The sequence below is a fragment of the Neorhizobium sp. NCHU2750 genome, assembly GCF_003597675.1.
Taxonomy (GTDB): domain Bacteria; phylum Pseudomonadota; class Alphaproteobacteria; order Rhizobiales; family Rhizobiaceae; genus Neorhizobium.
In genome coordinates, this window is the sequence record NZ_CP030827.1 from 2,662,236 (window position 1) to 2,686,089 (window position 23,854).

Below are 23,854 nucleotides of genomic sequence, written 5' to 3' on the forward strand. Positions count from 1 at the left end.
AATTACATTCACCAATTAGAATATAGTCATGCTGCAGTGCAATCTGGCATAGGTTGCGAGCGCAAGGCGAAGCAGTTAGGGGTCGATGCATCCAAAGGTTTGCACTAGATGACTTCAGACACGAAAAGCCCCTCCCTCGTCTCCCTCCTCGGCTTGGTCAAGACGCTGAAACGCGACGATGACGGCCCGAGCTTTTCGCCGGCCGAAAAGGCTGCACGCGTTTCAGCCCTGCTGAATCGACTGGTCAATTACCCGCACCCGCCTATCATGGCTCACGGCGCGCCGATGACCTTGAGCGCCGAAGAAAGATAACGCGCAGCCAGCTCGTTCCCCTCACGCTGGGCAAGTTCAAGCGCCGACCGGCAATAGCCGGCCAGCGGATTGTCCAATGCGGCAAGTTCGGACGATGATACTTCCATGATCGTTCCGTTGTAGATGAACGGCACGCCGGCCGCGTCCTTGAGGCAGCGCCCGACCGAAATCACCTCCACCGGCCCTCGCCCACCGTGGTTGATCGAATATTGCTGCCGATAGAGCGAGCCACTGGTGATCGCGCTGTGAATGGAAGCCGCGACACGGGCGCGGTCATCGACGGAGATCTTCTCGATCAATGACAGGATCGGCATCCCGGCCGCCATTTCGGCCGGACCGACATCGAAAAGCGTGGCAAGCGGCGCATCGCCGTAAACCCTGTCATTCGCAAGGTCCCAACTGTAGAACGCCATGCCGGAAGACAGAAATGCAGCGCCGAGTTCCGTATTCAGGGGAAACATGCGAATCCTTCTCGGAAAATATCTACACCCCTTATTTTAGAACATGCTAACTACGTAAATTACTGTTTCTGACCTGTTATCTTTTGGGGCTTCGATCGCCACCCTCGTCCCGAATTGACATGAGGGGAGCATTCTGGCCCAGCCGGCCTCTACATCGCGTGGCCGCGATCCATCTGAAACCGGATCGTACCGCCGCGCAAGGCTCCCTTGCCCCACATCCGGCCCCTTCCACTGTGCCGAAACGAAAGAAGCCCGGCAATGCCGGGCTTCCTCGTCTGAACTTCGGAGAGAAGAGATCAGCCTTCCTTCGGGAAGTAGCTGTACTGGCCGTCCGGGCCCTTCTTCCATTCGTACATGATGTAGCCCGGCAGCTTCGGGTCGCCCTTGGCGTCGAAGCCCATGTCGCCGAGAACGGTCTTGAACGGACCCTTTTCGTGCAGTGCCTTGGCAACGGCCTGCGCGTCGTCGGCGCTGCCTGCGGCCTTGATGCCGGCTGCGATGACCTGAACGGCTGCATAGGAATACAGCGTGTAGGCTTCCGGGTTGAAGCCAGCAGCCTTGAACTTGGCAACCAGATCCTTGTTGGCCGGGTTCAGCGTCGGGTCGGGACCGAAGGTGTTGAGCGTGCCTGCGACGGCATCGCCGGCGATCGAGGCGAGTTCGTTGGAGACGATACCGTCACCCGAAACGAGCGTTGCCTTGAGGCCCTGGTCCTTTGCCTGACGGATGATCAGGCCGGCTTCGGTGTGCAGACCGCCCCAGTAGATGATCGAGACGCCAGCCTGCTTCATCTTGGCGATGAGAGCCGAGAAGTCCTTGTCGCCGACATTGACGGCTTCGCGCATGACTTCCTTCTTGCCGGCAGCAGCGTAAGCCTTGGCGGTTTCATCAGCGAGACCCTGACCGTAAGGCGTCTTGTCGTCGATGATGGCAACCTTCGCATCGGCGAAATGGTCGGCCAGATACTTGCCGGCAACGCCACCCTGCTGGTCGTCACGGCCGCAGGTACGGAACGTGTTCCACAGGCCGGCATCGGTGAAGACCGGGTTGGTTGCAGCAGGCGTGACTTCGAGGATGCCGTTTTCGGCATAGACCTGCGATGCCGGGATCGAAACGCCCGAGTTGAAGTGGCCGACCACATACTTGACGCCGTCAGCAACGAACTTGTTGGCAACCGAAATACCCTGCTTCGGGTCCGACACGTCGTCGCCGAGTTCGATCGTCAGCTTTTCGCCGTTGACACCGCCGGCAGCGTTGATGTCAGCGATTGCCTGTTCAGCACCCTTCTGCAGCTGTGCACCGAAAGCAGCGTTCGGGCCCGTCAGCGGACCGCCGACGGCAATGATGATGTCGGCGCGCGCGACGCCGCTGAAGGCAACGATGGCCGTCAGCGCAACCGCGGAAAGAAGAGACTTCTTCATGGATTTACTCCCAATCTAAAGGTGAGCTGATTGTTGGAACCGTACGCAATACCCACCACCACTGCGCCGGAAACTGTTCCACTCCGGGTTTTCTTAATTGGCCCCGATATTTGTAATCTGATTGCAGATTTCTGCAGGTGTCAATCTTTCTTCTTCCACGAGAAGGCCGAGGCCGGCTCGTAGAGCCAATAGTAACTTTGCACCATTTGTTTCGTACGACGGATGCGGTATCCGGCGGTCGAAAAGATCAACAGGAAAACGAAATCGATCACGTAATAGAAAAGGCTGAGGAACGGCCCCTCGAACAGCGCGAAATGCAGAAACCGCATCCCGACGGCGAGCAGCAGCGTATAGACGATCACGGTCGGGTACTCAGCCCACCCGTCTGCCGCAGACTTTCCCGACCGCCAGGCGGTCCACAAGCCTGCGATGAACACCAGCGCCCGAAGGACGTTGTGCACTCCGTCGCCGCCTTCAAAAAACAAACCCTGCATGTCAGCGTCTCCCGGAAAGGTCGATCAGAGGCGTTATGGTCGAAAGGGCGCGGGTCAATGCCGTCCCCCCTCGAGATAGGCCGCCCGGACTTCCGGGTTCGACAGAAGCTCCTTGCCGGAACCCGACATCGTCACCTTGCCGTTGACCATGACATAGGCCCGGTCGGAGAGCTTGAGCGCGGCAAAGGCGTTCTGCTCGACGAGGAAGACGGTAAGCCCCTCTTCCTTGTTGAGCTTCTTGATCGCCTCGAAAATGCCCTTGACGATCAACGGCGCCAGACCGAGCGACGGCTCGTCCAGGAGAAGCAGTTTCGGACGCGCCATCAGCGCGCGGCCGATCGACAGCATCTGCTGTTCGCCGCCCGAAAGCGTGCCGCCGCGCTGGGCCTGCCGCTCCTTGAGCCGCGGGAACATCGCAAACACCTTCTCGACGTCCTCCTTGAAATATTTCAGGTTGTCGAGATTGGCACCCATCTGCAGGTTTTCCAGCACCGTCATGCGCGGGAAGATGCGCCGGCCTTCGGGTGACTGGGCGATGCGCTTTCGCGCGATCATGTGCATGGGCAGCTTGGTAATGTCTTCGCCATCGAAGATCACCTGTCCGACGCGCGCCTGCGGGCTGCCGCAGATCGTCATCATCAGCGTCGACTTTCCGGCACCGTTGGCACCGATAAGTGAGACGATCTCACCGCGATTGACCTCGACATCCACACCGGAAAGAGCCCGGATATTGCCGTAATAGGTCTCGACGCCCTGCACTTTCAGAAGAGTTTCAGCGGCCATTATGCGGCTCCCCCATCGGTTGAACCGGTGCCGGCGGCCCCTTCGTCAAGCTGTTCCTCAATTTCTTCAAGCTCTTCGTCCTCGACGCCGAGATAGGCTGCAATCACCTTCGGGTCGTTCTTCACATGATCCGGCGTGCCATCGGAAATCTTCTGGCCATATTCCAGCACCACGACGTGATCGGAAATTTCCATGACGACGGACATGTCGTGCTCGATCAAGAGCAGCGACGTGCCTTCGTCGCGGATGCCGCGCAACAGCGTGTTGAGCGTCAGCGATTCTTTCGGGTTGAGACCGGCCGCAGGTTCGTCGAGGCAGAGAAGCTCCGGCCCCGTGCACATGGCGCGCGCAATCTCCAGACGACGCTGTGCGCCGTAGGAAAGATCGCCCGCCGGATCGTCGGCGCGATCGATAAGATCGGCCTTCTCCAGCCAGTAGCGGGCCTTCTCGATCGATTCCGTCACCGCCTTCTTGTAGCCCGGTGCTCCGAGCAGGCCGAGGATCGTATATCCGGACGCCCGCATCAGCGCGTTGTGCTGCGCCACCAGCAGGTTTTCCAGCACGGTCAGGCCCGAAAACAACCGGATGTTCTGGAAAGTACGCGCCACGCCGGCCTTCTTGTTGATCTCGAAATCCTTGAGGCGTTCGAGCAGCAGCGTGTTGCCGTTCTTCCGGTTCAGCGTGATCATGCCCATCGTCGGCTTGTAGAAGCCGGTGATGCAGTTGAACACCGTCGTCTTGCCGGCACCGTTCGGGCCGATCAGCGCAGTGATCTCGCCGCGCTTGGCTTCGAAGGAGAAGTCGTTGATGGCCATGAGGCCGCCGAACTTCATCGACAGGTGGTCGACCCTGAGGATCGTATCTGTGCCTGCGGCACTGTTCATGGAGGTCATTGTATTCGTACCCGGAGCCATCAGCCGTGGCCCTCCTTGGTAAAGCTTCCGGATACGGCCCTGCGCTCCTTGAGGAAGGCCGTGGGTTCACGAGAGCCGACGAAACCGCGCGGCTTGAACAGCATCACGATGACCATGGCCAGCCCGAACAGCAGCATGCGGTAGAGTTCCGGGGTGAAGTCCGGTCCGAAGATGATCTTCAGGAACGACATGTCACGCAGGAGTTCCGTACCGCCGACCATGACGACCGCGGCAATCGCAATGCCCGTCAGCGAGCCCATACCGCCGAGGACGACGATGGCGAGGATGACCGCAGATTCAAGGAACACGAAGCTTTCCGGCGACACGAAACCCTGGCGGGCGGCGAAGAACGAGCCGGCAAAACCGCCGAACATCGCACCGGTCGCAAACGCGGTAAGCTTGGTGGCGACCGTGTTGATGCCGAGAGAGCGGCAAGCGATCTCGTCTTCGCGCAGCGCTTCCCAGGCCCGGCCGATCGGCATGCGGCGCAGCCGGATCGTCACATAGGCCGTCAGCATGCACAGCGCCAGGATGACGTAGAACAGGAAGACCTTGTAATAGACCGACGACATGGGCAGGCCGAAGGCCTTGGCGAAATTGTTGGATGCACCGACATCGAAGGACCAGAGGCCGAAGACGGATGCCTTGGCGATGCCGGAAATACCGAACGTGCCCTTGGTGACGACCGTCCAGTTGATCAGCACCAGCCGGATGATTTCACCGAAGGCGAGCGTCACGATGGCGAGATAGTCGCCGCGCAACCTCAGGACCGGGAAGCCGAGCATGATGCCCCAGAGCGCTGCGAAAATACCCGACAGCGGCAGGAGGATCCAGAAGGACAGGCCGAGATAGGACGACAGCAGCGCGTAGGAATAGGCACCGACCGCGTAGAAGGCGACATAGCCGAGGTCGAGCAGGCCGGCGAGACCGACGACGATATTCAGTCCCCAGGCCAGCATCACGTAGATGAGGATCTGGATACCGAAATTGTCGACATATTTCAGCGAGCCCTGCTTGCCGACGATCATCATCGCCAGGAACGGATAGACGAGCAGGAAAACCAGCGCGATCTTGAGGAAGTGCCTGTGGAAGAAGCTCTTCTTGTCGGAAATCTCCAACACGCCGCTCTTGGCCTTGGCAAGCTTTCGGCGGTTGAGATGCGGGCCGATGACCGCGATCGTCAAGAACCGGCCGATGGCCGATACCGCCACGAACACGGCAAGCAGAACCCAGCGTGTGCGCCAGACCAGCGTGTTGTTGATGTCCTGATATGTCTCGATACCAACATAGAGCAGGAACATGAAGAAGGCGACGACACCGGCGATCACCGCTTCCTTGACGGCCTTGGCCATCAGGGAACCGTCATTGTTTACAGCAGGCTGAGCCATATCAGACCTTCTCCACTTCCGGACGACCGAGAATGCCGGTCGGCTTGAAGATCAGCACGATCGCAAGGATGGCGAAGGTCGCGACGTCCTTGTACTCGATCGAGAAATAGGCCGACCACAGACCTTCGATGAGGCCGATCAGCAGGCCGCCGATAACGGCACCCGGCAGAGAGCCGATACCGCCGAGAACGGCCGCGGTGAACGCCTTGACACCGGGAATGAAGCCATCGGTGAAGCTCGCGACACCATAATACATCAGGTACATGCCGCCGGCGACGGCTGCGAGTGCCGCACCCATGACGAAGGTGACCGAGATCGTCCGGTCGACGTCGATGCCGAGCAGCGCCGCCATCTTGCGGTCCTGTTCGGTGGCGCGCTGGGCGCGGCCAAGCGGCGTCCTATGGACGATATACCAGAAGGCGGCAAGCAGGACGGCGGTCACGACGAAGATGATGATCTGCTTCAGCGAGATCGTCAGCGCACCGAAATGATAGACATCGGTGACCAGCTGCGGGATCGGCTTGTTGCGCGGGCCCTGCGTGACCTGGATGAAGTTCGACAGCGCGATCGACATGCCGATCGCAGTGATCAGCGGCGCCAGACGGAACGATCCGCGCAGTGGCCGATAGGCGACACGCTCGATCGTCCAGTTCCACAGGCCGGTCACCAGCATGCCGACCAGAAGCATGACGAGCAGAAGCAGCGCCACCGGAATGCCGGCAAAGAAGGTGGTCAACACCAGAAAGACGATCAGGGCCGCGAAGCCGCCGAGCATGAAGATATCGCCATGGGCGAAGTTGATCATGCCGATAATGCCGTAGACCATCGTATAGCCAATAGCGATGAGGCCATAGATGGATCCAAGAGTCAGCCCGTTAAGGAGCTGCTGGACGAGATATTCCATATATTTTCCCCTAGGATGCGGTCCGTTCGGCCACATCGTTCTTTCGAAGTTCCTGATGGGATCTTCAATTTTTTTGATTCCTATCCGTTTCGTTAAAAATGTGAAGTGCAAAATTAATAGGCAGATCAATTTTCACGAGCTTTTGCTCGCGATGACGCAAATACGCTCAAGAATGCCAGAAATGCGGCATTACCGTCACAAAAATTGAGCGCCTGAAGTGTGGAAATCAGGATATTTCAACGACCGCTTTTCTATATAGTTTACAACTATCAAGAGCGCATCCGCGACCCGTTGGAATCGAACAGCGGCTGCGGCTGCAATCTGGCGGGACGCATTTCGCCCAAGATCTCGATCATCCATCCATCGGCGCGATCGGCGATCTCCTTCGGCACATAGCCCATCGCCACCGACACGCCCGACGCGTGGGCATAGCCGCCGGACGTGACCCATCCCTTCACCTCTCCATCGAGAGAGATCGGCTCATCGCCGATCACGTCGGCATCATGCGCATCGACGATCAGCGTGATGAGCCTGAGCGCACCGCCGCTCGCCTTCTCCCCGATGGCCGCCTGCTTGCCGATGAAATCCGCCTGTTTGCCATAGGCGACGAACCGGCCGAGCCCTGCCTCCTGAGGCCCATAGAGCGGCCGGTATTCCCGTGACCAGCTGCCGAACGATTTTTCCACGCGAAGCGCGTTGAGCGCCCGCAGGCCGAACAGCGAAATGCCGTATTCCTCCCCCGCCTGCATGATCGCCTCGAACAGATGACGCTGGTATTCCGGCTTCATCCAGATCTCGTAGCCGAGATCGCCGGTATAGCTGACGCGGCCGAGAATGACCGGTGCCATGCCGAGATCGATCTCCTTGACCGACATGAAGGGCATGGCTTCATCCGACAGGTCGAGATGGGTGAGTTTCTGCAGCACCGCCCGCGCATTCGGCCCGGCGACAGACAGACCGAGCAGGCCGAGATTGAGCGCATCGACCTCGACCGATCCGTCTTCCGGCAAATGCTGCTCGAACCAGCGCATGTGATAATCCTCGGCGATACCGGAGCCGATCAGCAGGAACTCGTCGTCCTCCAAAGTCGCCAGCGTGAAATCGCCGATCAGCTTGCCGGCCTCGTTCAGCATCGGCGCAAGCGCCATCCGCCCGACGGGCGGCACCTTGCCGGCCAGCATTCCGTCCAGCCAGTGGCGCGCCCCCTCCCCGGCGATCAGATATTTGGCAAACCCGGAAGTCTCCATCATCCCGACCGAGGCCCGCACGGCCTTTGCCTCGCGGCCGACATGGTCGAAATCGGTCGAACGACGCCACGAGAAGGCGTCTTCCACGCCTTCGGGCGCAAACCAGAGCGGCGTTTCCAGCCCGTAGGACGCGCCGAACACGGCACCGGCCGATTTCAGCCTGTCGTAGATCGGCGTCGTCAGAAGCGGCCGCGCGCCCGGCAGTTCCTCGTTCGGATAACGGATCGAGAACCGCCGCGAATAATTTTCCCGCACCTTGGCATTGGTATAGCCGAGCGTCGCATAATCGCCGTAGCGGCAGACATCCATGGCGAACACGTCAAAACCCGGATCGCCATTGATGATCCACTGCGCCAGCGCCAGCCCGACGCCGCCGCCCTGGGAAAACCCTGCCATGACGGCACAGGCCGACCAGAAATTCGTCATGCCCCGCACCGGGCCGACAAGCGGATTTCCATCCGGCGAGAAGGTGAAGGGGCCATTGATGATCGTCTTGATGCCGGCATTGTTGAAGGCCGGGAAATGCCTGAAACCCACTTCCAGCTCGCCGGAAATCCGCTCGATATCCTCGGCCAGAAGCTCATGGCCGAAGCTCCAGGGCGTCTCGATCGGCGACCACGGACGGCAGTCCTTCTCATAGGTGCCCATCAGCATGCCGTTGCGTTCCTGGCGGATATAGATCTCGCCGTCGAAATCGACGCAATGCATCAGCTCGCGGCCGCGCGTCCTGTTGAAGTCGATCACCTCCGGCATGTCCTCGGTGATCAGATACATGTGCTCCATGGCAAGCACCGGCAGTTCCAGCCCGACCATGCGGCCGACCTCGCGCGCCCAAAGGCCCGCCGCATTGACGACATGCTCGGCGCGGATCTCGCCCTTGTCGGTCATCACCCGCCACATCCCGTCCGGCAGCTGGATCAGCTCCTCGACCTTGGTGTGGAGATAGATCTCCGCCCCGTTCTTCTTCGCCGATTTCGCATAGGCATGCGTCGTGCCGTAAGGATCGAGATGGCCCTCATGCGGATCGAACACGGCACCGACGAATTCCTTCGGATCGATGAGCGGCATCATCTCATAGGCCTCGTCGACCGAGACGAGCCGCGCCTCGCCGCCGGCATATTTGCCCTTGGCGAGCAGCGACTTGAACCAGTCGAACCGTTCGTTGGTTGCCGCCAGCATCAGGCCGGACGTCATGTGCAGGCCGATATCCTGGCCGGAATAGGCCTCGATCTCCTTGTAGAGCTCGACCGTATATTTCTGCAGCTTGGCGACATTCGGATCGCCGTTGATCGTGTGCATGCCGCCCGCCGCATGCCAGGTGGAGCCGGAGGTGAGCTCCGAGCGCTCGACCAGAACCACATCAGTCCAGCCGAATTTCGTCAGGTGATAGAGGATGGAACATCCGACGACACCGCCGCCGATCACGACAACCCGGGCATGGCTCTTCATGCAACTTCTCCGCTCGAAATGACGAAAGATCAGGCGAGCCTAGAGTGTCTCGACAATGGTCAATAGCCTGTTCTGCGAACTGCGATTTGTCGTTTCCGACATAGCCAGTGTTCGTTTCGCGCCATTTCGATCAGACGCGTGAAACTTATTTTGCGGCCGTCCCGTATAGGAGTTCACAAGCGCCAACACACAATAGGACACAAGGGGCCACACCATGACGAACATAGTCAGTTTCGACGATCTGGTCGGCAATGTTCTGACCTCGGCCCGCGATTTTACGCCCAGACACGCGATAGAATTTGGCGTCATCCATGGATTTTGCCGTGATTTCGCCGAAACACAGGCGCCGGGCTACATCGATCTCCTGAGCCGGGTGGAAGGTTTGCAGGCCCTGCTGCCGGCGCTGGAAAGACGGCCCGACCTTGTGGTCCCGGCGACACCCGAAAAAGCCCTGTGGTACTTTGTGCGCAACGGCCTCTGAATCTAGACCTCCGAAAACGCCGCCGTCAGCGCAAACTCGCGACCCATCTCCATCATCTCCTCGAACAGCGATCCGCTGGAGGGAACGTGGCGAGACGATCCTGAACCGGTCGGCGCCGGCCCTCACCGGATTGACTCCCTCTCGTATCGGTGCATGATACCAACCGGGAGACGAGAACGTGATCCGATCGTTCAGGGACAAGCTTACGCAGTCGATATCGGATGGCTCGGTGCGGAAAGGCTTTCCGGCCGATCTCGTTCGGCGGGCTCAGCAGCTTCTGACGGTGCTGGACGTCGCAACCTCGATCGAGGATCTGCGATCTCCGCCGGGTAACCGGCTCGAAAAACTCGCGGGCGATAGGGAAGGACAGTATTCTGTCCGGATCAACAAACAATGGCGGATCTGTTTCCGCTGGACAGAAGCAGGGCCTGAACAGGTCGAAATCACGGACTATCATTAACGTGCCGCGCGGTTCAGCCGCTAGGAGTAAAATTCAAGAACTTATGAGGCCACGAAATGGCAACGACCGGACTACCGGCAATCCATCCCGGCGAGATCCTCAGGGATCTCTATCTTGAGCCATCGGACATGACGCCCTATGCGTTGGCCAAGAAGCTCAAAGTACCCCGTACCCGGATCGAACGTATTGTCGCCGAAAAGACCGGCATCACCCCCGATACCGCGCTCCGGCTGGCAAAATTCTTCAAGACCTCTCCGGAATTCTGGATGAACATGCAGTCGAGCTACGACCTTAAGAAACAGGCCTCCTTTCTCGAAGAGGAACTGGCAAACATCGAGGAATATGCGATGGCGGGCTGATTGCTCCGCCTCACACCTCCGAAAACGCCGCCGTCAGCGCAAACTCGCGGCCCATCTCCATTATTTCCTCGAACAGCGATCCGCAGAAGGAACGCGGAGCGGCGATCTCGAACGTGTCGGCATCCGTCCGCGCCAGATTGATCGCCACATGGCAGCAGGCCATGTTGGCGGACTGGCCGATCGCAAAGACGTCCGGATGAAGATCGACGGCGACGCATTTGGCGAGGATTTTTCTCACACTCGGACTGGAAATCCGGATGAGCAACCGGCCGTCGCTCTGGTCGATGGCGGAGGCGCCGGCGATCTCCAGCAGCAGGTTCTCGATGGCCGAGGCACTCGATGCCGTCGACACGACGAGCCATTCGCCCGGCGCGCAGTGTCTCAGCTGAACGCCCTCGACGGCAGACAGTGCTGCCTTGACGGCAGCCTCATGCCCCCGATGCGCCAGAACCGAAAAGATCGCCGGGCGGCGGAAGACGACAAGATGATTGGGATTGGCCTTGGTGCCGAAACCGGAAAGATGATCTTCCAGCACATGCCGGTGAAACAGCGTGAGCGACATGGCGGCCTACCCGTTGAGCTTCTGGTTGTTGGGATCGACAAACACCGGCGAGCAAACTTCCGCCAGCACTTCCTTGCCGCGCAGGCCATCCCACACGACGACCTTCTCGCCGTAGCGCTCGCGGCCCGATTTCAGCATCGCAAGCCCGATCATGTGGCCGAGCACCGGAGAATGGCAGACGGAGGAAACCCAACCCTGGTCATGCGCCATGGACGGGCTCACGCCTTCCTTCAGCAGATGCGCGCCGGCGGAAAATTCCTTGTCCGCCTCGACCGGCTTCAGCCCGATGAGCTGTGCCCGGTCGGCCGCTGTCAGGCCGAAGCGGCTTGAAAGACGCTTGCCGATGAAATCCGGCTTGCTCATCGCCATCATCCGGCCGAGCCCCAGATCGTCCGGCGTCGTGCGCCCGTCGATCTCGCTATGGGTGATGAACCCCTTTTCGATACGCAGCACGTTGAGCGCCTCGACGCCATAAGCGCAGATGCCGTGATCGCGTCCGGCCTCCATGATTGCATCCGCCACCGCCTCGCCATACCCGGCAGGCACGGCAAGCTCATAGGCGAGCTCGCCGGAAAACGAGATGCGGAACAGCCGCGCGCTGAGCCCGCCGCGCAGCTTCACCGTCTTGGCGCCAAGATGGGGGAAAGCGGCGTCGGAAATGTCGTCCTCGACAATCCGGCTCATGATCGCCCGCGCCTTCGGCCCGGCAAGCGACATCTGCGCCCACTGGTCAGTGACCGAAACGAAGCGGACATCCAGCTCTGGCCAGAAGGTCTGGCTGGCAAATTCCAGATGCGTCATCACCTCGGCCGCATAGGCGGTCGTCGTCGTCATGATATAATGGTTTTCGGACAGACGGCTGGTCGTGCCGTCGTCGAATACCATGCCGTCTTCGCGCAACATCAGCCCGTAGCGCGCCTTGCCGACCGGCAGCTTGAGGAAATTGTTGGAATAGATGCGGTTGAGGAATTCCGCCGCACCCGTACCGAAAATGTCGATCTTGCCGAGCGTCGAGACATCGCAGAGCCCGGCATTCTGGCGCACGTTCAGGACTTCGCGATCGACACTGTCGCGCCAGCCCTTCTCGCCTTCGCGGGCAAACCAGGCGGAACGATACCAGAGCCCCGCCTCGACAAAGGTGGCACCATTCTTCTTCGCCCATTCGTGCAGCGGCGAGGTCCTGACCGGTGCAGCATGCTCGCCACGGCCGGTTCCCGCCAACGCCCCGAAAGAGACCGGCGTGTAAAACGGCCGGAATGTCGTCGTGCCGATCTCGGCGGGTGACACCCCGCGCATGCCGGCAACGATGCCGACCGTGTTGACATTGCCGAGCTTGCCCTGGTCGGTCGCCATGCCGGCGGTCGTATAGCGCTTGGTATGCTCGATATGCCGAAACCCTTCACGCTGGGCGATGCCGAGATCGCTCACGTGAACGTCGTTCTGGAAATCGACAAAAGCCTTGTCCTTGGGCCCAGGCACATACCAGAGCGGTGCGAAAGCCGGATCATATTCGCCCTCGACCTCCGGAATGTTCATCTCATAACTGACAAGATCAAGATCGCGGACAAGCGCATTGGCCTTGGCTGCACCATCCTTCAGGCAGGCGGAAATCGTCGCCTCGCCCGCAGCCGAGCCCGCGGCAACGAAGGCCGCACCGACATCCGGCACCATGAAAGCCTGATGCTCGTCCGACCAGACCGGCTTGGAACCCCGCTGGCACATCAGATGCACGACCGGTGACCAGCCGCCCGACATGGCCAGCGCGTCGCAACTGATCTGCTCCTGGAAACCGGAACGCTCGGCAATCAGCGCCTCGATGCGCTTTGCACCCTTGGTCCCGACGACACCGCCATTGCGGATCACCCGGACACCTTCCGGCACGACATCTGCCGATGTCGCTCTCGCATCGATGATGGCCGTGACATCGACGCCCGCGGCAACGAGATCCGCCGCCGTGCGATAACCGGATCCGCCATTGGTGAACACCGCGACCTTGCCACCCACGGCCACGCCATAGCGGTTGGCATAGCTGCGCGCAGCACCCGCCGTCATCACGCCGGGCTTGTCGTTGCCGCCGAAGACGAGCGGCCTCTCCTCGGCACCGGAGGCGAGGATGGCGCGCCTGGCGGCAATGCGCCACAGCCGTTCGACGGGCAGGTCGGGAGATGGCGTGCCGACATGTTTCTGCACCCGTTCCACCGCGCCGAACACCATGTCGTCATACCAGCCGAACACGGTGGTGCGCGGCATCAGCGTGACATTGGGAAGCGTCGCCAGTTCATGGATCGTCGTTGCGGCAAAATCGCTCGCTGGAACGCCGCCGATCGAGGCGCTCTCCGACAGGATCGAGCCGCCGAGGCGAAATCCTTCATCCGCCAGAATGACGCGCGCGCCGGCGCGGGCCGCCGCAAGCGCCGCCATCAGGCCCGCGGGACCGGAGCCGATCACGAGCAGGTCGCAATGCGCCCAGGCCTTTTCATAGCGGTCGGGATCGGCCTGGTTCGCAAGCTTGCCCAAACCTGCCGCGCGGCGGATCACCGGCTCGTAGAGCTTTTCCCAGAACATCGCCGGCCACATGAAGGTCTTGTAGTAGAAGCCGGCACCGAGCAGCGGCGACATCAGGCTGTTGACCGCCCCGACATCGAAGGACAGCGACGGCCAGCGGTTCTGGCTGACAGCCGCAAGGCCATGATAAAGTTCGGCAACGGTGGCCCGCACATTGGGCTCGGCGCGAGAACCCGCACCGATGGTCACCAGCGCGTTGGGTTCGGAAGAACCGGCCGTCACCGGCCCGCGCGGGCGGTGATACTTGAAGCTGCGGCCCATCAGCATCTGGTCGTTGGCGAGAAGTGCCGAGGCGAGCGTATCGCCCTCGAAACCCTTGTAGCTCTTGCCATCGAAAGTGAAGGTCAGCGGCTGGGCGCGATTGACGCTGCCGGCGGATCCGGGATTTGACGTTCCAAGACGGTAGGACGTCATTCGCCCGCCTCCCCCTGCCGCAGCGACGCATCGGTCACGCCAAACACCTCGTGGGTCATGTTGTCCCGGTCGACCACCAGCCAGCGGCGGCAGCCGGCGGCGTGATGCCAATATTCCTGGTAGCGCCCTTTCGGATTGTCACGGACATAGACATAGTCCTGCCAGACGTCCTCGCCGGCCGCGGGCTCCGGTCGCCTCAGCGCGGCGCCGCGGATGGAAAACTCTTCCTTGGGTCTTGTCCCGCAATGCGGACAGGTGATCAGGCTTGCCATGTTTTATCTCAGGGAAGTTTTATCTCGGGGAAGATCAGCTTCAGTGAAGGTTCGGTTGCGGGCCTTTGCCGCCCTCGTCGATCATGTGGCCACGCTCGAAACGGTCGAGCCGCATGAAACGCGAGACGTGATGGCTCTCGTTCTTGGCAATCAGGTGCGCAAAGCAGAAGCCGGAGGCCGGCGTTGCCTTGAAGCCGCCGTAGCACCAGCCGCAATTCAGGTAGAGATTGTCGATCGAGGTGCGGTCGATGATCGGCGAACCGTCCATCGACATATCCATCACCCCGCCCCACGCGCGCAGCACCTTGGCCCGCGACAGGCCGGGGATCATCGACACGCCCTCCTCCATCGTATGTTCGACGGTGGCAAGATTGCCGCGCTGCGCATAGGAGGAATAGTAGTCGATATCGGCGCCGAACACCAAGCCGCCCTTGTCGGATTGCGAGATGTAGAAATGGCCGGCGCCATAGGTGATCACCTGGTCGATCACCGGCTTCAGCCCTTCCGAGACGAAGGCCTGCAGCACATGGGTCTCGATCGGCAGCGACAGATCCGCCATCCGCCCGACGGTGGTCGTGTTGCCGGCAGCCGCCAGCGCCAGCTTGTTACAGCCGATGAAGCCCTTCGTCGTCTCGACCCCGGTCACGACGCCATTCTCGCGGCGGATGCCGGTCACTTCGCAATGCTGGATGATATCGACCCCGCGGCTGTCGGCACCGCGGGCATAACCCCAGGCCACCGCGTCATGCCGCACCGTGCCGCCACGCTTCTGCAACAGCCCGCCCATGATCGGGAAGCGCGCATGGTCGAAATTGAGATAGGGTGCCAGCCGCCGCACCTGCTCGCGGTCGAGCAATTCGGCATCGACGCCATGCATGCGCATGCCGTTGCCACGCCGCGCATACTGGTCGCGCTGGCCATCGGAATGGAAAAGGTTCAGCACGCCGCGCTGCGACACCATGGCATTGTAGTTGAAGTCCTGCTCGAGGCCTTCCCACAGCTTCAGCGACAGTTCGTAGAAGGGATTATTGCCCTCCAGCATGTAATTCGAGCGGATGATCGTCGTGTTGCGGCCGACATTGCCGGAGCCGATATAGCCCTTCTCGATCACCGCGACATTGGTGATGCCGAATTCCTTGGCGAGATAATAGGCGGTCGAAAGACCATGCCCGCCGCCGCCGACAATGATCACGTCATAATGCGGCTTCGGCTCCGGCTCGCGCCATGCTGGCGTCCACAGCCGGTTGCCCGAAAGCGCCTGCTTGATGATTGAATATGCAGAATAACGCATCCATCCGTCCCGTTCATTGCCGCCCCACATTCGCATATGCGGGAGAAAGGACAAGCGCAATCAGGACATCCGCAGTCCCGTCCGCGACACGGTCTTGTTCGCCGTCAGCCGTTGCAAGGATGCGACGGGGATCATGGCAAAGATGGGGATCACGGGAAACAGCGATAGCCCGCGCCTGCAAGATGGAAACATGAAGGCCATTTCATCCCCGCGGTCTCAGGCGGCCTTACACTTCGGCAAACAGGATCACCGGAGACGACCATGAGCGACCAGACCGCAAATCTCGAAATGCCCTTCATCCTTCCCTCCCAGGCACAGAAACACGTGACCCATAACGAGGCATTGTTGCTGCTCGACGCGGTGGTGCAATTGTCCATAGCGGCGGAAATGGCCGCTCCACCCGCCTCGCCGGTGGCCGGCCAACGCTTCCTTCTTGCGGCAAGCCCTTCCGGCGCGTGGACCGGCCATGCCGGCGAAATCGCCATCTGGCAGGACGGCACCTGGGCCTTCGTCGAGCCGAAGACCGGCTGGCAGGCCTGGTTCGAGACAGGCGACAAGCTGAAGGTCTTCGACGGCGCCTCCTGGCAGGATGTCTCCATGCCGGAAAACGCCAGCGCCACAACGCTCGGCATTTCCGCCTCGGCGGATGCCACCAACCGGCTCGCCGTTGCCTCCCCCGCCAGCCTCTTCACCCATGCCGGCAACGATCACCGCATGAAGGTCAACAAAGCCGCCGCCACCGACACCGCCTCGCTGCTCTTCCAGTCCGGCTGGACGGGCTATGCGGAAATGGGACTGGCCGGAAACACCGACTTCTCGATCAAGGTCAGCAACGGCACCGACTGGAAGACCGGGCTTGCGATCGACAGCGCCGGCCGGGTGACGCGCCCCAGCCAGCCGGTCGCCCGCGCCTATCGCAGCGGCACCACCTTCACCCCCACGGCCGGCCAGCAGAGCGGCGTGACCGACCTCGCTGTCAATCAGGGTGGTTTCTCCCTCGGGGCGGCAGCAGCAGGCGGCGGCAATGCTCTCGTGGTGCCGGCGACGGGCCTCTACCTTCTCGCACTGACGGTTTCCGTCACGACGGCGTCTGCCGCATACAGTGTGACACTTTCGCGCAATGGTAGTCAGACCTTGCTTTTCCTGAATGGCGCGACCGGTTCCGCCACCATCCTCTCGGCAACGGCCGTCGCGCAATTGCAACAAGGGGATACGCTGACTTTCATCCATTCGGGATCGGCCACGATCGGGCTTGGCCAAACAGGAACTAATCTTTCTGCGGCAATGATTTAGCGAAAAAACTTCAAAAAAAGATGCATCCGCTGTCTCATTACCGGACAGGCATGCGGCCGGGATGCCCCGTTTCGCATCTCGCCCCCTGCCCCGATCGCCTTGTTTCTCAGGGGCTTTGCCCACATTGCGGCGAAAAAATACGACCATTGCGGGTTAGGTCACATTTGAGGGGGCGATTTAGTCAAATGTTAAAACTGCCGGACTAGGCTCTCCGGCGTGGTCTTGTGTTGTGTAGAGAGTTCCAATGACCGAAATGATCCGTCCACGAGTTAAATATGTCATCGGCCCCGATGGCAGCCCGCTTACGATTGCGGACCTTCCGCCGGCCAATACGCGCCGCTGGGTCATCCGTCGTAAAGCAGAGGTTGTCGCGGCTGTTCGCGGTGGCCTGTTGAGCTTGGAGGAAGCCTGCGAGCGTTACACGCTCACCGTCGAAGAATTCCTGTCCTGGCAGGCGTCGATCAACGATCATGGCCTTGCCGGCCTGCGTACGACCCGCATCCAGCAATACCGCCACTAAGGCGCCTCTGGCGAAAAGCCGCCCTTTGCGGGTGCCGTGACCAGCGTTGCGGCATCCTTTATTTTATCCCTTTTCAGGCAGTCGCCCGTCTTTCGAAATCGCCTTTCGTTCAGAAACGCTCTCCTTTCAGAGTGGCCGTCTTTCCCAGTTTGACCACAGAGGGCAGGATGGCGGCGATCACGGCAGACGCCGCATAGCACCAGAAACCGGGAAGGGTTACCGCCTTCGCCAGTCCACTCGTCTTCGCCGCGAAGATGACCATCGCCACCAGCATGACATCCATCAGGGACCATCTGGCCAGGTGCGGCATCACGCGGCGCAGCATATCCGATCGCGATCCGTCCGCCACCAGTTCATAACCGAGAGCTGCAAGTTTCAGGATCGGAAAGACGATCGACAACAGGGCGACCGTGATTGCCAGTGCCACGCTGCCGTCACCCGCAAGCCCGCCGATCAATTGCCAGAGCGACGGTTCCTCGCTGAAGAAATACAGCCTCTCGAACCGCATGATCGGCAAAGCGACACCGAGTGCGAACAGCACCATCGCCGTGACGAGCAGTAAAAACGCAAGGATCCGGGCCAATCTCTCTCCCGCTTCAGGAACGTATCCGTTCGTTCAGATGTCAGCCGACATTGCCATGACCGTTTGCGACCCATAGCATGAAGCAAAACGGGATTGGAGACACGATGCAGATCGATCGCGAAACGACGGCATCCGGCGGAATATACATCGCCGACATCGAGGGCCATCGTGCCGAAATGACCTATTCCCGTGCCTCGCCGCATCTGATCATCATCGATCATACCGGCGTGCCGGACGCTCTGCGCGGCAAGGGCGTCGGTCAGGCCCTGGCGAATTTCGCGGTCGAAGACGCCCGCAGCGGCGGCTGGAAGATCATCCCGCTCTGCCCGTTCTTCAAGGCCCAGGCAATGCGCCACCCCGAATGGCAGGATGTCATCAACGGTTGACGCCCAAGAAGAGGTGGATCGAACCGGCGCAACCGTCCAGAAAATGGAAAAAGGGCGCCGCCCCTTGCGGGTCGCCCTCTTCACTCCCTCATGCGTAGCCTGCGCTCAGGCTCTGGCGCGCATTCCGCCGTCGCGTTCTTCCAGCGCCGATGCCTTCGCGAGTTCCGCTTCGGCTTCCTCCAGTGCCAGTTCGGCACTGTCCTGCTGGACCTTCAGTTCCCGGATCGAGACCTGCAGGTTGTCGGCACGCTGGCGCGCCGCCTTGGCAAACGTCGGATAGGCGAAATGTCCGGGATCGGTAATTCCCGACTTTTTCTCTTCGAGCGTGATCTGGTGTTCCAGTTCCTTCGCCATTCGCTCGAATTCTGCCATCATCATCTGCAACTGCTGCAGCTGGCGGCGCTTTTCGTTAACCTGAAATCCTTTCAGGCGAACAAGGCTGTCACGCGACTTCATACGCAATACTCCGTGGATACAAACACCCCGGCCCGCCATCCGACCTGTTACAGACCAGACCGAAAAACTTCCGCGACGTTAATAAATTTGACATCGCGTTAACCTTTCGTTTACGGGCATCATTAATGATAAAGACGATCGTTTAAGGGTCGGTAAATACCAAGTCCAAATCGGACAGCGGCAATGTGTCAGTCGCAAGAATCACTTAGCGAAATTTCCTCTTTCGCTGATTCAACATGGTGATGTCCAATCCTCGAAGGAAAACAGGCGGCTACTAATTTTGCTTAATGAATTGATGCACCTTGCCAAATCAGGTCACAGTTTGTTAACCAATTGGTGGCAGCTTCCAAATCAGGCACAGTCTGGATCCGTAACGAGTGAGGGGGCAAAAGGTAACCTTGCGCGGCGGTAAAGGGGAAAATTATGCGGGTTCTACTCATCGAAGATGACAGCGCGACAGCGCAGAGCATCGAGCTGATGCTGAAATCGGAAAGCTTCAACGTCTACACCACCGATCTCGGTGAAGAAGGCGTAGATCTTGGCAAGCTCTACGACTACGATATCATTCTACTTGACCTGAACCTTCCCGACATGTCGGGCTACGAGGTTTTGAGGACGCTTCGTCTCTCCAAGGTCAAGACACCGATCCTCATCCTGTCCGGCATGGCCGGCATCGAGGACAAGGTTCGCGGTCTCGGCTTCGGCGCCGACGACTACATGACCAAGCCCTTCCATAAGGACGAGCTGGTTGCCCGTATTCATGCGATCGTCCGCCGTTCGAAGGGCCATGCCCAGTCGATCATCATCACCGGCGAACTGATCGTCAACCTCGACGCCAAGACCGTCGAAGTCGGCGGCCAGCGCGTTCACCTGACGGGCAAGGAATACCAGATGCTGGAGCTTCTTTCGCTCCGCAAGGGTACCACGCTCACCAAGGAAATGTTCTTGAACCACCTTTACGGCGGCATGGACGAACCGGAATTGAAGATCATCGACGTCTTCATCTGTAAGCTTCGCAAGAAGCTCGCCAACGCAGCCGGCGGCGCCAACTACATCGAAACCGTCTGGGGCCGCGGCTATGTTCTGCGCGAGCCGGATGGTTCGGAATACGCCGAAACGGCTTGAGCCGCTTCGCTTATCCCCTTTGCCTTGAACCCGTCTGGCTCGCCAGGCGGGTTTTATTGTGCCCGCGGCATACAAACCCTGCCGACGAGCCAAACAAAAACGGCGACCGAGGCCGCCGTTGCATTCTTCATCGACAAGACAGTGCCCGCCCTCAGGCGGCTTCGGAATAGGGTGAAAAGACCGAGGTCAGGATCTTGCGGTCGAAAGGCTTCAGCAGAAACTCGTCGGCACCTGCCCGCTTGCCTGCCATCATCTTCTTCAGATCTGCCTCGATCACGCAGTAGAAGATCTTGACGCTTTTGCCATCCGGCAGCGCCCGCACCGCGGCAATCAGGTCCAGCGCGCCGTCGAGCGCGGCATCGACGATCAAGAAATGCGGAAGTTCGGTCTGGCAGCCGCGCAGCGCATCGTGGGAATCGCCTGCCTCGGCAATCAGGAAGCCGAGCTCGGACAAAATTCGCTTGCCGACCTTTCGCACGATATCGGAACTGTCGGCGATCATCAGACGCTGCATTGGCCACCCCCTTCTGCGACCATCTGGAGGGTCGACCCAGAAGATATAGACCGTCGCAGCTAACGAATCGTTACAGGCATACGCCGCATTGCAGGTTTCGCCGCAGTAGAAGCAGCCATCCGGCAGGCATATCCACCTGCCGGGAGTGCCGCACGGCTACCTAAATCAGGCAGTGACGATTTCTGCAATGAAGGTAATCTTGTCTTCCGAGACGACATGCTTGAGTTCCATGTCGCACTCCTCGGCCAGCAGCACGGTATAATAGGGCTGGATCGAATGTGCATCGACCGCTTCTTCCAGCGTGCCGCTGCAGATCTCGACGAATTTCGCCGGCACGCGCATCATCCGTCCCTTGACGACGATCTCGAACCTGGCGGCGCCTTCCGGATCGATCAGCGTCACGTCTACCGAACCACCGCGCGGAATGCCGGCATAGGCAACCAGGAACAGGTTGAGCAGCAGCTTGACGCGGTTCTTCGGAATGATCGCCCGCGGACCGCTCCAGGAAACCTCGGTCTTCTTTTCGGCGATGGCAAAGTCCTTGGCGGCCTTTTCAGCCTCGCCCGTATCGATTGAAGCGCCGACCGAGCCCGATGCACCGAAGGCAAGCCGGGCGAATTTCAGCCGCACCGAGGCATTGAGCGCCGAGGTGCGGATCAGGTCCAGCGCGTCGGCATCCGCCGCACCTTCGTCGAGCAGCTCAAGGCCGTTGTTGATCGCGCCGACGGGCGAGATGACATCATGGCAAACGCGGCTGCACAGGAGTGCCGCCAGATCTGGACCGCTGAGGGTGAGATTGGGATTCTTCGGCATGCGTTACTCCTGCTGCATCTGGGTGCTTGCCCGCTCTTTGCCACGCCAACATTGCGTGGGGATGGATCAATAAGGCCGGCATAATGACACCAGCTTTGGTAAACTGACGATTAATCCGCAATCGCGATCCCCCCGATTCCGATAGAATTGTCCCGTTTGGGACCGGCAAAAGCCACCCGACCGCATTCCCGTGACCGTCAAACTGCCACACGCGATGCCCGCGCAGCACAGAACACAACCACTGCGGCGAGCATGCAGGCGCCTCAACAAAGCCCTCTTCTGACGCGACACAATGCTTAAGGCAGATGCGGCAACATGACCGGCGAAGACCGCCAAAACGACACTTCGCGAGATTTCAATATAAATAAATTCAAATACTTGCGATCTAAAATGCTTAACCGCTTGTTAATATCATAGCGCCAGAATACATCGCCTGAAGCATGATGCTACGCCTATGGACGATTAAAAAACGGACCTGAACATGCGCCGCCACAAAATCTCCGCTCTGATCCTGAGCCTGAAAGCCCTCCTCGCCGTCATGGCGGCACTGTGGCTATCGACCGCGCCGGCCGCTGCACAGCAGCAGGGCGGCAACCAGTATTCGCTTCAGGAAATTGTCGATGCGGGCAACGGGTTCTTCGGCTCCACCAGCGGCGGTCTCGCCAAGGTGGTCGAAAACGCGTTCCAGAAATTCGGCCTGCCGAACGGCTACGTTCTCGGCCAGGAAGGCTCCGGCGCCTTCATCGCCGGCCTTACCTATGGTGAGGGCAAGCTCTATACCAAGAATGCCGGCCAGCACCCCTCCTACTGGCAGGGTCCCTCGCTCGGCATCGATTACGGTGGCCAGGGCACCCGCGTGATGATGCTCGTCTATGACCTGCCTTCGGTCGATTCGATCTATGCCCGTTTCGGCGGCGTTTCGGGCTCGGCTTTCGTCGTCGCTGGCGTCGGCATGACCGTGCTGCGCAACGAAAATGTCGTGCTGGTTCCGATCCGCACCGGCGTCGGCGCCCGCCTCGGCGTCAATATCGGCTACCTGAAACTGACCCGTTCGCCGACCTGGAACCCCTTCTGATCCGGTCGCTTTCAGCTCCCGGCGCAGAACGCCGGGAACTATCCTTCGGGGAGGCTCACGTGTCTCTGGCCGGAGGGCATGCTTGCCGCGTCCCCGCTCGCATGCTTAAACGTGCATTCCGGCATAATGACACCAAGACGGCCCGATCGTGATCGAATTTGCTCTGCTTTTTGGCCTTGGTTTTCTCAGCGCTCTCCTGCTCGCGATGCTGATCGCGCCGGCAATCCATAGACGCATCGTCGCCTTCACCGAAAACAGGATCAGGGCGACGGTGCCGATCAGCCCGCAGGAAGTACGCGCCCAGCGCGACATGGCCCGCGCAGTCTATGCCGCCGAAAACGCCCGCACCAAGCAGGAGCTGATCCACGAGAAGGATCGTACGGTTTCGCTCATTCTGCAGACCGAGAGCCTCAAGGAAGAGATCCGCAGGCTGACGGCCGACAATCTCGATCTGAAATCGCGCGCCGAAGGGCTGGATGTGACGGCGGTCGATCTGCGCTCGCAACTGCGCCAGGAAGACGGCTATATCGCCGACCTCAAGGCCGCACTCGATGCGACCGAGGAGCAGAAGATCGGCAAGGACCTCGATATCGAGCGCTTGCGGCAGGAACTGCAACTCGTATCCGCCAAGAGCGACAATGCCCGCATAGATCTGTCGACGCGCGAGACGGAAGTCGAGAACCTGAAATTCCGCGTCAGCGCCCTGCGCGAGGAACGCGACAATCTGCGCAAGGATATCCGCGTCCAGTCGACCCGTGCCAAGGACGCCGAGACGCGCCTCGCCCAGGAAGAATACCGGTCCACCAAACTGGAAGACAAGCTGACGCGCGAGGTTTCGCTGCGCACCGACAAGGAAACGGCGCTGGAGCGCCGCAACGAGGAGATTTCCCGCTTGCGCGAAAAGATGACCGTCACCCCGCCAAGCGAGCCGTCGCCGAATTCATCATCGAAGACGCCTGCTGCCGTGACGGCAGGGGCCGCCTCCAAGCCGGCACCTGCGAAAGCGCCCTCCGAGGCAGATATCGAGGCAAGGGCCTCGGCGCTGGCAGCGGATGCAAGGAACCGCGCCACCGCGCTCGCCGAGCGGATTGCCAACGGCAAGACCGTCACGAACGACGATGCGCTGCGCGAAGAGATGGCGACGATTGCCGCCGGCATGGTGGCGATGACGGCACTCAACGAAGGCCGTACCTCCCCGGTTCATGCGATGATCGCCGGCAAGCCCGCCGGGACAAAAGGCCAGAGCCTCGCCTCGCGCGTGCGCACGCTGCTCTCGACGACGGGTACTGCCGCCGATCGCTAACCCTGTCGG

General features: G+C 60.3%; 25 protein-coding genes. 9 read left to right on the plus strand and 16 right to left on the minus strand.

The annotated features are described in order from the left end of the window. Nucleotides 1–272: 272 nt before the first annotated feature. From NCHU2750_RS13015 to NCHU2750_RS13050, 8 genes are all read right to left on the minus strand, one after another. Nucleotides 273–773 carry a hypothetical protein gene (locus NCHU2750_RS13015; RefSeq protein WP_119940884.1) on the minus strand — a complete coding sequence of 167 codons (501 nt, stop codon included), beginning with the start codon at nt 771–773 and terminating at the stop codon, nt 273–275. 296 nt (nt 774–1,069) lie between these two features. After that, nucleotides 1,070–2,194 carry a branched-chain amino acid ABC transporter substrate-binding protein gene (locus tag NCHU2750_RS13020; RefSeq protein WP_119940885.1) on the minus strand — a complete coding sequence of 375 codons (1,125 nt, stop codon included), beginning with the start codon at nt 2,192–2,194 and terminating at the stop codon, nt 1,070–1,072. A 140-nt stretch (nt 2,195–2,334) separates the two neighbouring features. Next, the gene (locus NCHU2750_RS13025) at nt 2,335–2,688 is read right to left on the minus strand and encodes a DUF6867 family protein (protein ID WP_119940886.1); all 354 of its coding nucleotides are present in this window, start codon (nt 2,686–2,688) and stop codon (nt 2,335–2,337) included. 54 nt (nt 2,689–2,742) lie between these two features. Next, a complete protein-coding gene (locus tag NCHU2750_RS13030; RefSeq protein WP_119940887.1) occupies nt 2,743–3,471 on the minus strand; it encodes an ABC transporter ATP-binding protein in 729 nt (242 codons plus the stop codon). Further along, nucleotides 3,471–4,385 carry an ABC transporter ATP-binding protein gene (locus NCHU2750_RS13035; protein WP_119940888.1) on the minus strand — a complete coding sequence of 305 codons (915 nt, stop codon included), beginning with the start codon at nt 4,383–4,385 and terminating at the stop codon, nt 3,471–3,473. The genes NCHU2750_RS13030 and NCHU2750_RS13035 overlap by 1 nt, the downstream gene beginning before the upstream one ends. Beyond that, nucleotides 4,385–5,773, minus strand: a complete 1,389-nt coding sequence (gene livM, locus NCHU2750_RS13040) for a high-affinity branched-chain amino acid ABC transporter permease LivM (protein ID WP_119940889.1) — start codon at nt 5,771–5,773, stop codon at nt 4,385–4,387. The genes NCHU2750_RS13035 and livM overlap by 1 nt, the downstream gene beginning before the upstream one ends. Before the next feature lies 1 nt (nt 5,774). Beyond that, on the minus strand, nt 5,775–6,677 hold the full coding sequence (locus NCHU2750_RS13045; RefSeq protein ID WP_119940890.1) for a branched-chain amino acid ABC transporter permease: 903 nt from the start codon (nt 6,675–6,677) through the stop codon (nt 5,775–5,777). A gap of 269 nt (nt 6,678–6,946) precedes the next feature. After that, the gene (locus NCHU2750_RS13050) at nt 6,947–9,373 is read right to left on the minus strand and encodes a GcvT family protein (RefSeq protein ID WP_119940891.1); all 2,427 of its coding nucleotides are present in this window, start codon (nt 9,371–9,373) and stop codon (nt 6,947–6,949) included. Nucleotides 9,374–9,587: 214 nt separating this feature from the next. Between NCHU2750_RS13050 and NCHU2750_RS13055 the strand changes: the two genes are divergently transcribed. The 3 genes from NCHU2750_RS13055 (at nt 9,588) to NCHU2750_RS13065 (ending at nt 10,673) form a co-directional block, all read left to right on the plus strand. Next, on the plus strand, nt 9,588–9,854 hold the full coding sequence (locus NCHU2750_RS13055) for a hypothetical protein (RefSeq protein WP_119940892.1): 267 nt from the start codon (nt 9,588–9,590) through the stop codon (nt 9,852–9,854). A 178-nt stretch (nt 9,855–10,032) separates the two neighbouring features. Then, entirely contained in the window at nt 10,033–10,314 is a 282-nt protein-coding gene (locus NCHU2750_RS13060; RefSeq protein ID WP_119940893.1) for a type II toxin-antitoxin system RelE/ParE family toxin, read from the plus strand. 56 nt (nt 10,315–10,370) lie between these two features. Next, nucleotides 10,371–10,673 carry a HigA family addiction module antitoxin gene (locus tag NCHU2750_RS13065; protein WP_119940894.1) on the plus strand — a complete coding sequence of 101 codons (303 nt, stop codon included), beginning with the start codon at nt 10,371–10,373 and terminating at the stop codon, nt 10,671–10,673. Between the two features lie 10 nt (nt 10,674–10,683). Here NCHU2750_RS13065 and NCHU2750_RS13070 read toward each other — a convergent pair whose 3' ends face one another. The 4 genes from NCHU2750_RS13070 to NCHU2750_RS13085 are packed head-to-tail and all read right to left on the minus strand — an operon-like array spanning nt 10,684 to nt 15,777. Then, the gene (locus NCHU2750_RS13070) at nt 10,684–11,235 is read right to left on the minus strand and encodes a sarcosine oxidase subunit gamma (protein WP_119940895.1); all 552 of its coding nucleotides are present in this window, start codon (nt 11,233–11,235) and stop codon (nt 10,684–10,686) included. A gap of 6 nt (nt 11,236–11,241) precedes the next feature. Further along, on the minus strand, nt 11,242–14,214 hold the full coding sequence (locus NCHU2750_RS13075; RefSeq protein ID WP_119940896.1) for a sarcosine oxidase subunit alpha family protein: 2,973 nt from the start codon (nt 14,212–14,214) through the stop codon (nt 11,242–11,244). Next, complete coding sequence (locus tag NCHU2750_RS13080; protein ID WP_119940897.1) at nt 14,211–14,486, minus strand: sarcosine oxidase subunit delta; 276 nt, start codon at nt 14,484–14,486, stop codon at nt 14,211–14,213. The genes NCHU2750_RS13075 and NCHU2750_RS13080 overlap by 4 nt, the downstream gene beginning before the upstream one ends. A 40-nt stretch (nt 14,487–14,526) precedes the next feature. Then, nucleotides 14,527–15,777, minus strand: coding sequence for a sarcosine oxidase subunit beta family protein (locus tag NCHU2750_RS13085; RefSeq protein WP_119943324.1), 1,251 nt, complete (start codon nt 15,775–15,777; stop codon nt 14,527–14,529). Between the two features lie 261 nt (nt 15,778–16,038). Here NCHU2750_RS13085 and NCHU2750_RS13090 point away from each other — a divergent pair, with 261 nt between their 5' ends. Beyond that, complete coding sequence (locus NCHU2750_RS13090; RefSeq protein WP_119940898.1) at nt 16,039–17,070, plus strand: DUF2793 domain-containing protein; 1,032 nt, start codon at nt 16,039–16,041, stop codon at nt 17,068–17,070. 244 nt (nt 17,071–17,314) lie between these two features. Further along, on the plus strand, nt 17,315–17,590 hold the full coding sequence (gene sciP, locus NCHU2750_RS13095) for a CtrA inhibitor SciP (RefSeq protein WP_062455190.1): 276 nt from the start codon (nt 17,315–17,317) through the stop codon (nt 17,588–17,590). Nucleotides 17,591–17,699: 109 nt separating this feature from the next. Here the strand turns inward: sciP and NCHU2750_RS13100 are convergent, their stop codons facing one another. Continuing rightward, nucleotides 17,700–18,173, minus strand: a complete 474-nt coding sequence (locus tag NCHU2750_RS13100; RefSeq protein WP_245480243.1) for a paraquat-inducible protein A — start codon at nt 18,171–18,173, stop codon at nt 17,700–17,702. Nucleotides 18,174–18,277: 104 nt separating this feature from the next. Here NCHU2750_RS13100 and NCHU2750_RS13105 point away from each other — a divergent pair, with 104 nt between their 5' ends. Then, nucleotides 18,278–18,559, plus strand: a complete 282-nt coding sequence (locus NCHU2750_RS13105) for a GNAT family N-acetyltransferase (protein WP_119940899.1) — start codon at nt 18,278–18,280, stop codon at nt 18,557–18,559. 105 nt (nt 18,560–18,664) lie between these two features. Here the strand turns inward: NCHU2750_RS13105 and NCHU2750_RS13110 are convergent, their stop codons facing one another. Further along, on the minus strand, nt 18,665–19,015 hold the full coding sequence (locus NCHU2750_RS13110) for a flagellar export protein FliJ (protein WP_112454130.1): 351 nt from the start codon (nt 19,013–19,015) through the stop codon (nt 18,665–18,667). Nucleotides 19,016–19,438: 423 nt separating this feature from the next. On the opposite strand from NCHU2750_RS13110, the gene ctrA reads away from it, so the two are divergent. Continuing rightward, nucleotides 19,439–20,140: a response regulator transcription factor CtrA gene (ctrA, locus tag NCHU2750_RS13115; protein WP_119940900.1), complete on the plus strand. Its 702-nt coding sequence runs from the start codon at nt 19,439–19,441 to the stop codon at nt 20,138–20,140. 151 nt (nt 20,141–20,291) lie between these two features. Here ctrA and NCHU2750_RS13120 read toward each other — a convergent pair whose 3' ends face one another. Together NCHU2750_RS13120 and chpT are read right to left on the minus strand one after the other, a co-directional pair. Continuing rightward, nucleotides 20,292–20,654 carry a response regulator gene (locus tag NCHU2750_RS13120; RefSeq protein ID WP_119940901.1) on the minus strand — a complete coding sequence of 121 codons (363 nt, stop codon included), beginning with the start codon at nt 20,652–20,654 and terminating at the stop codon, nt 20,292–20,294. A 165-nt stretch (nt 20,655–20,819) separates the two neighbouring features. After that, on the minus strand, nt 20,820–21,467 hold the full coding sequence (gene chpT, locus NCHU2750_RS13125; RefSeq protein WP_119940902.1) for a histidine phosphotransferase ChpT: 648 nt from the start codon (nt 21,465–21,467) through the stop codon (nt 20,820–20,822). A 538-nt stretch (nt 21,468–22,005) separates the two neighbouring features. On the opposite strand from chpT, the gene NCHU2750_RS13130 reads away from it, so the two are divergent. Together NCHU2750_RS13130 and NCHU2750_RS13135 are read left to right on the plus strand one after the other, a co-directional pair. Further along, on the plus strand, nt 22,006–22,542 hold the full coding sequence (locus NCHU2750_RS13130) for a DUF1134 domain-containing protein (protein WP_245480406.1): 537 nt from the start codon (nt 22,006–22,008) through the stop codon (nt 22,540–22,542). A gap of 148 nt (nt 22,543–22,690) precedes the next feature. Next, nucleotides 22,691–23,845: a coiled-coil domain-containing protein gene (locus tag NCHU2750_RS13135; RefSeq protein ID WP_119940904.1), complete on the plus strand. Its 1,155-nt coding sequence runs from the start codon at nt 22,691–22,693 to the stop codon at nt 23,843–23,845. The last annotated feature ends 9 nt before the right edge of the window (nt 23,846–23,854 follow it).

What these genes read in the sequence shown, in the direction of transcription:
- NCHU2750_RS13025 (WP_119940886.1), bottom strand. Translation starts at nt 2,688, where the DNA reads ATGCAGGGTTTGTTTTTTGAAGGCGGCGACGGAGTGCACAACGTCCTT.
- livM (WP_119940889.1), bottom strand. Translation starts at nt 5,773, where the DNA reads ATGGCTCAGCCTGCTGTAAACAATGACGGTTCCCTGATGGCCAAGGCC.
- NCHU2750_RS13110 (WP_112454130.1), bottom strand. Translation starts at nt 19,015, where the DNA reads ATGAAGTCGCGTGACAGCCTTGTTCGCCTGAAAGGATTTCAGGTTAAC.
- ctrA (WP_119940900.1), top strand. Translation starts at nt 19,439, where the DNA reads ATGCGGGTTCTACTCATCGAAGATGACAGCGCGACAGCGCAGAGCATC.
- NCHU2750_RS13075 (WP_119940896.1), bottom strand. Translation starts at nt 14,214, where the DNA reads ATGACGTCCTACCGTCTTGGAACGTCAAATCCCGGATCCGCCGGCAGC.
- NCHU2750_RS13065 (WP_119940894.1), top strand. Translation starts at nt 10,371, where the DNA reads ATGGCAACGACCGGACTACCGGCAATCCATCCCGGCGAGATCCTCAGG.
- NCHU2750_RS13030 (WP_119940887.1), bottom strand. Translation starts at nt 3,471, where the DNA reads ATGGCCGCTGAAACTCTTCTGAAAGTGCAGGGCGTCGAGACCTATTAC.
- NCHU2750_RS13035 (WP_119940888.1), bottom strand. Translation starts at nt 4,385, where the DNA reads ATGGCTCCGGGTACGAATACAATGACCTCCATGAACAGTGCCGCAGGC.
- NCHU2750_RS13020 (WP_119940885.1), bottom strand. Translation starts at nt 2,194, where the DNA reads ATGAAGAAGTCTCTTCTTTCCGCGGTTGCGCTGACGGCCATCGTTGCC.
- NCHU2750_RS13050 (WP_119940891.1), bottom strand. Translation starts at nt 9,373, where the DNA reads ATGAAGAGCCATGCCCGGGTTGTCGTGATCGGCGGCGGTGTCGTCGGA.
- NCHU2750_RS13120 (WP_119940901.1), bottom strand. Translation starts at nt 20,654, where the DNA reads ATGCAGCGTCTGATGATCGCCGACAGTTCCGATATCGTGCGAAAGGTC.
- sciP (WP_062455190.1), top strand. Translation starts at nt 17,315, where the DNA reads ATGACCGAAATGATCCGTCCACGAGTTAAATATGTCATCGGCCCCGAT.
- NCHU2750_RS13015 (WP_119940884.1), bottom strand. Translation starts at nt 773, where the DNA reads ATGTTTCCCCTGAATACGGAACTCGGCGCTGCATTTCTGTCTTCCGGC.
- NCHU2750_RS13090 (WP_119940898.1), top strand. Translation starts at nt 16,039, where the DNA reads ATGAGCGACCAGACCGCAAATCTCGAAATGCCCTTCATCCTTCCCTCC.
- NCHU2750_RS13105 (WP_119940899.1), top strand. Translation starts at nt 18,278, where the DNA reads ATGCAGATCGATCGCGAAACGACGGCATCCGGCGGAATATACATCGCC.
- NCHU2750_RS13085 (WP_119943324.1), bottom strand. Translation starts at nt 15,777, where the DNA reads ATGCGTTATTCTGCATATTCAATCATCAAGCAGGCGCTTTCGGGCAAC.
- NCHU2750_RS13045 (WP_119940890.1), bottom strand. Translation starts at nt 6,677, where the DNA reads ATGGAATATCTCGTCCAGCAGCTCCTTAACGGGCTGACTCTTGGATCC.
- NCHU2750_RS13055 (WP_119940892.1), top strand. Translation starts at nt 9,588, where the DNA reads ATGACGAACATAGTCAGTTTCGACGATCTGGTCGGCAATGTTCTGACC.
- NCHU2750_RS13080 (WP_119940897.1), bottom strand. Translation starts at nt 14,486, where the DNA reads ATGGCAAGCCTGATCACCTGTCCGCATTGCGGGACAAGACCCAAGGAA.
- NCHU2750_RS13130 (WP_245480406.1), top strand. Translation starts at nt 22,006, where the DNA reads ATGGCGGCACTGTGGCTATCGACCGCGCCGGCCGCTGCACAGCAGCAG.
- chpT (WP_119940902.1), bottom strand. Translation starts at nt 21,467, where the DNA reads ATGCCGAAGAATCCCAATCTCACCCTCAGCGGTCCAGATCTGGCGGCA.
- NCHU2750_RS13070 (WP_119940895.1), bottom strand. Translation starts at nt 11,235, where the DNA reads ATGTCGCTCACGCTGTTTCACCGGCATGTGCTGGAAGATCATCTTTCC.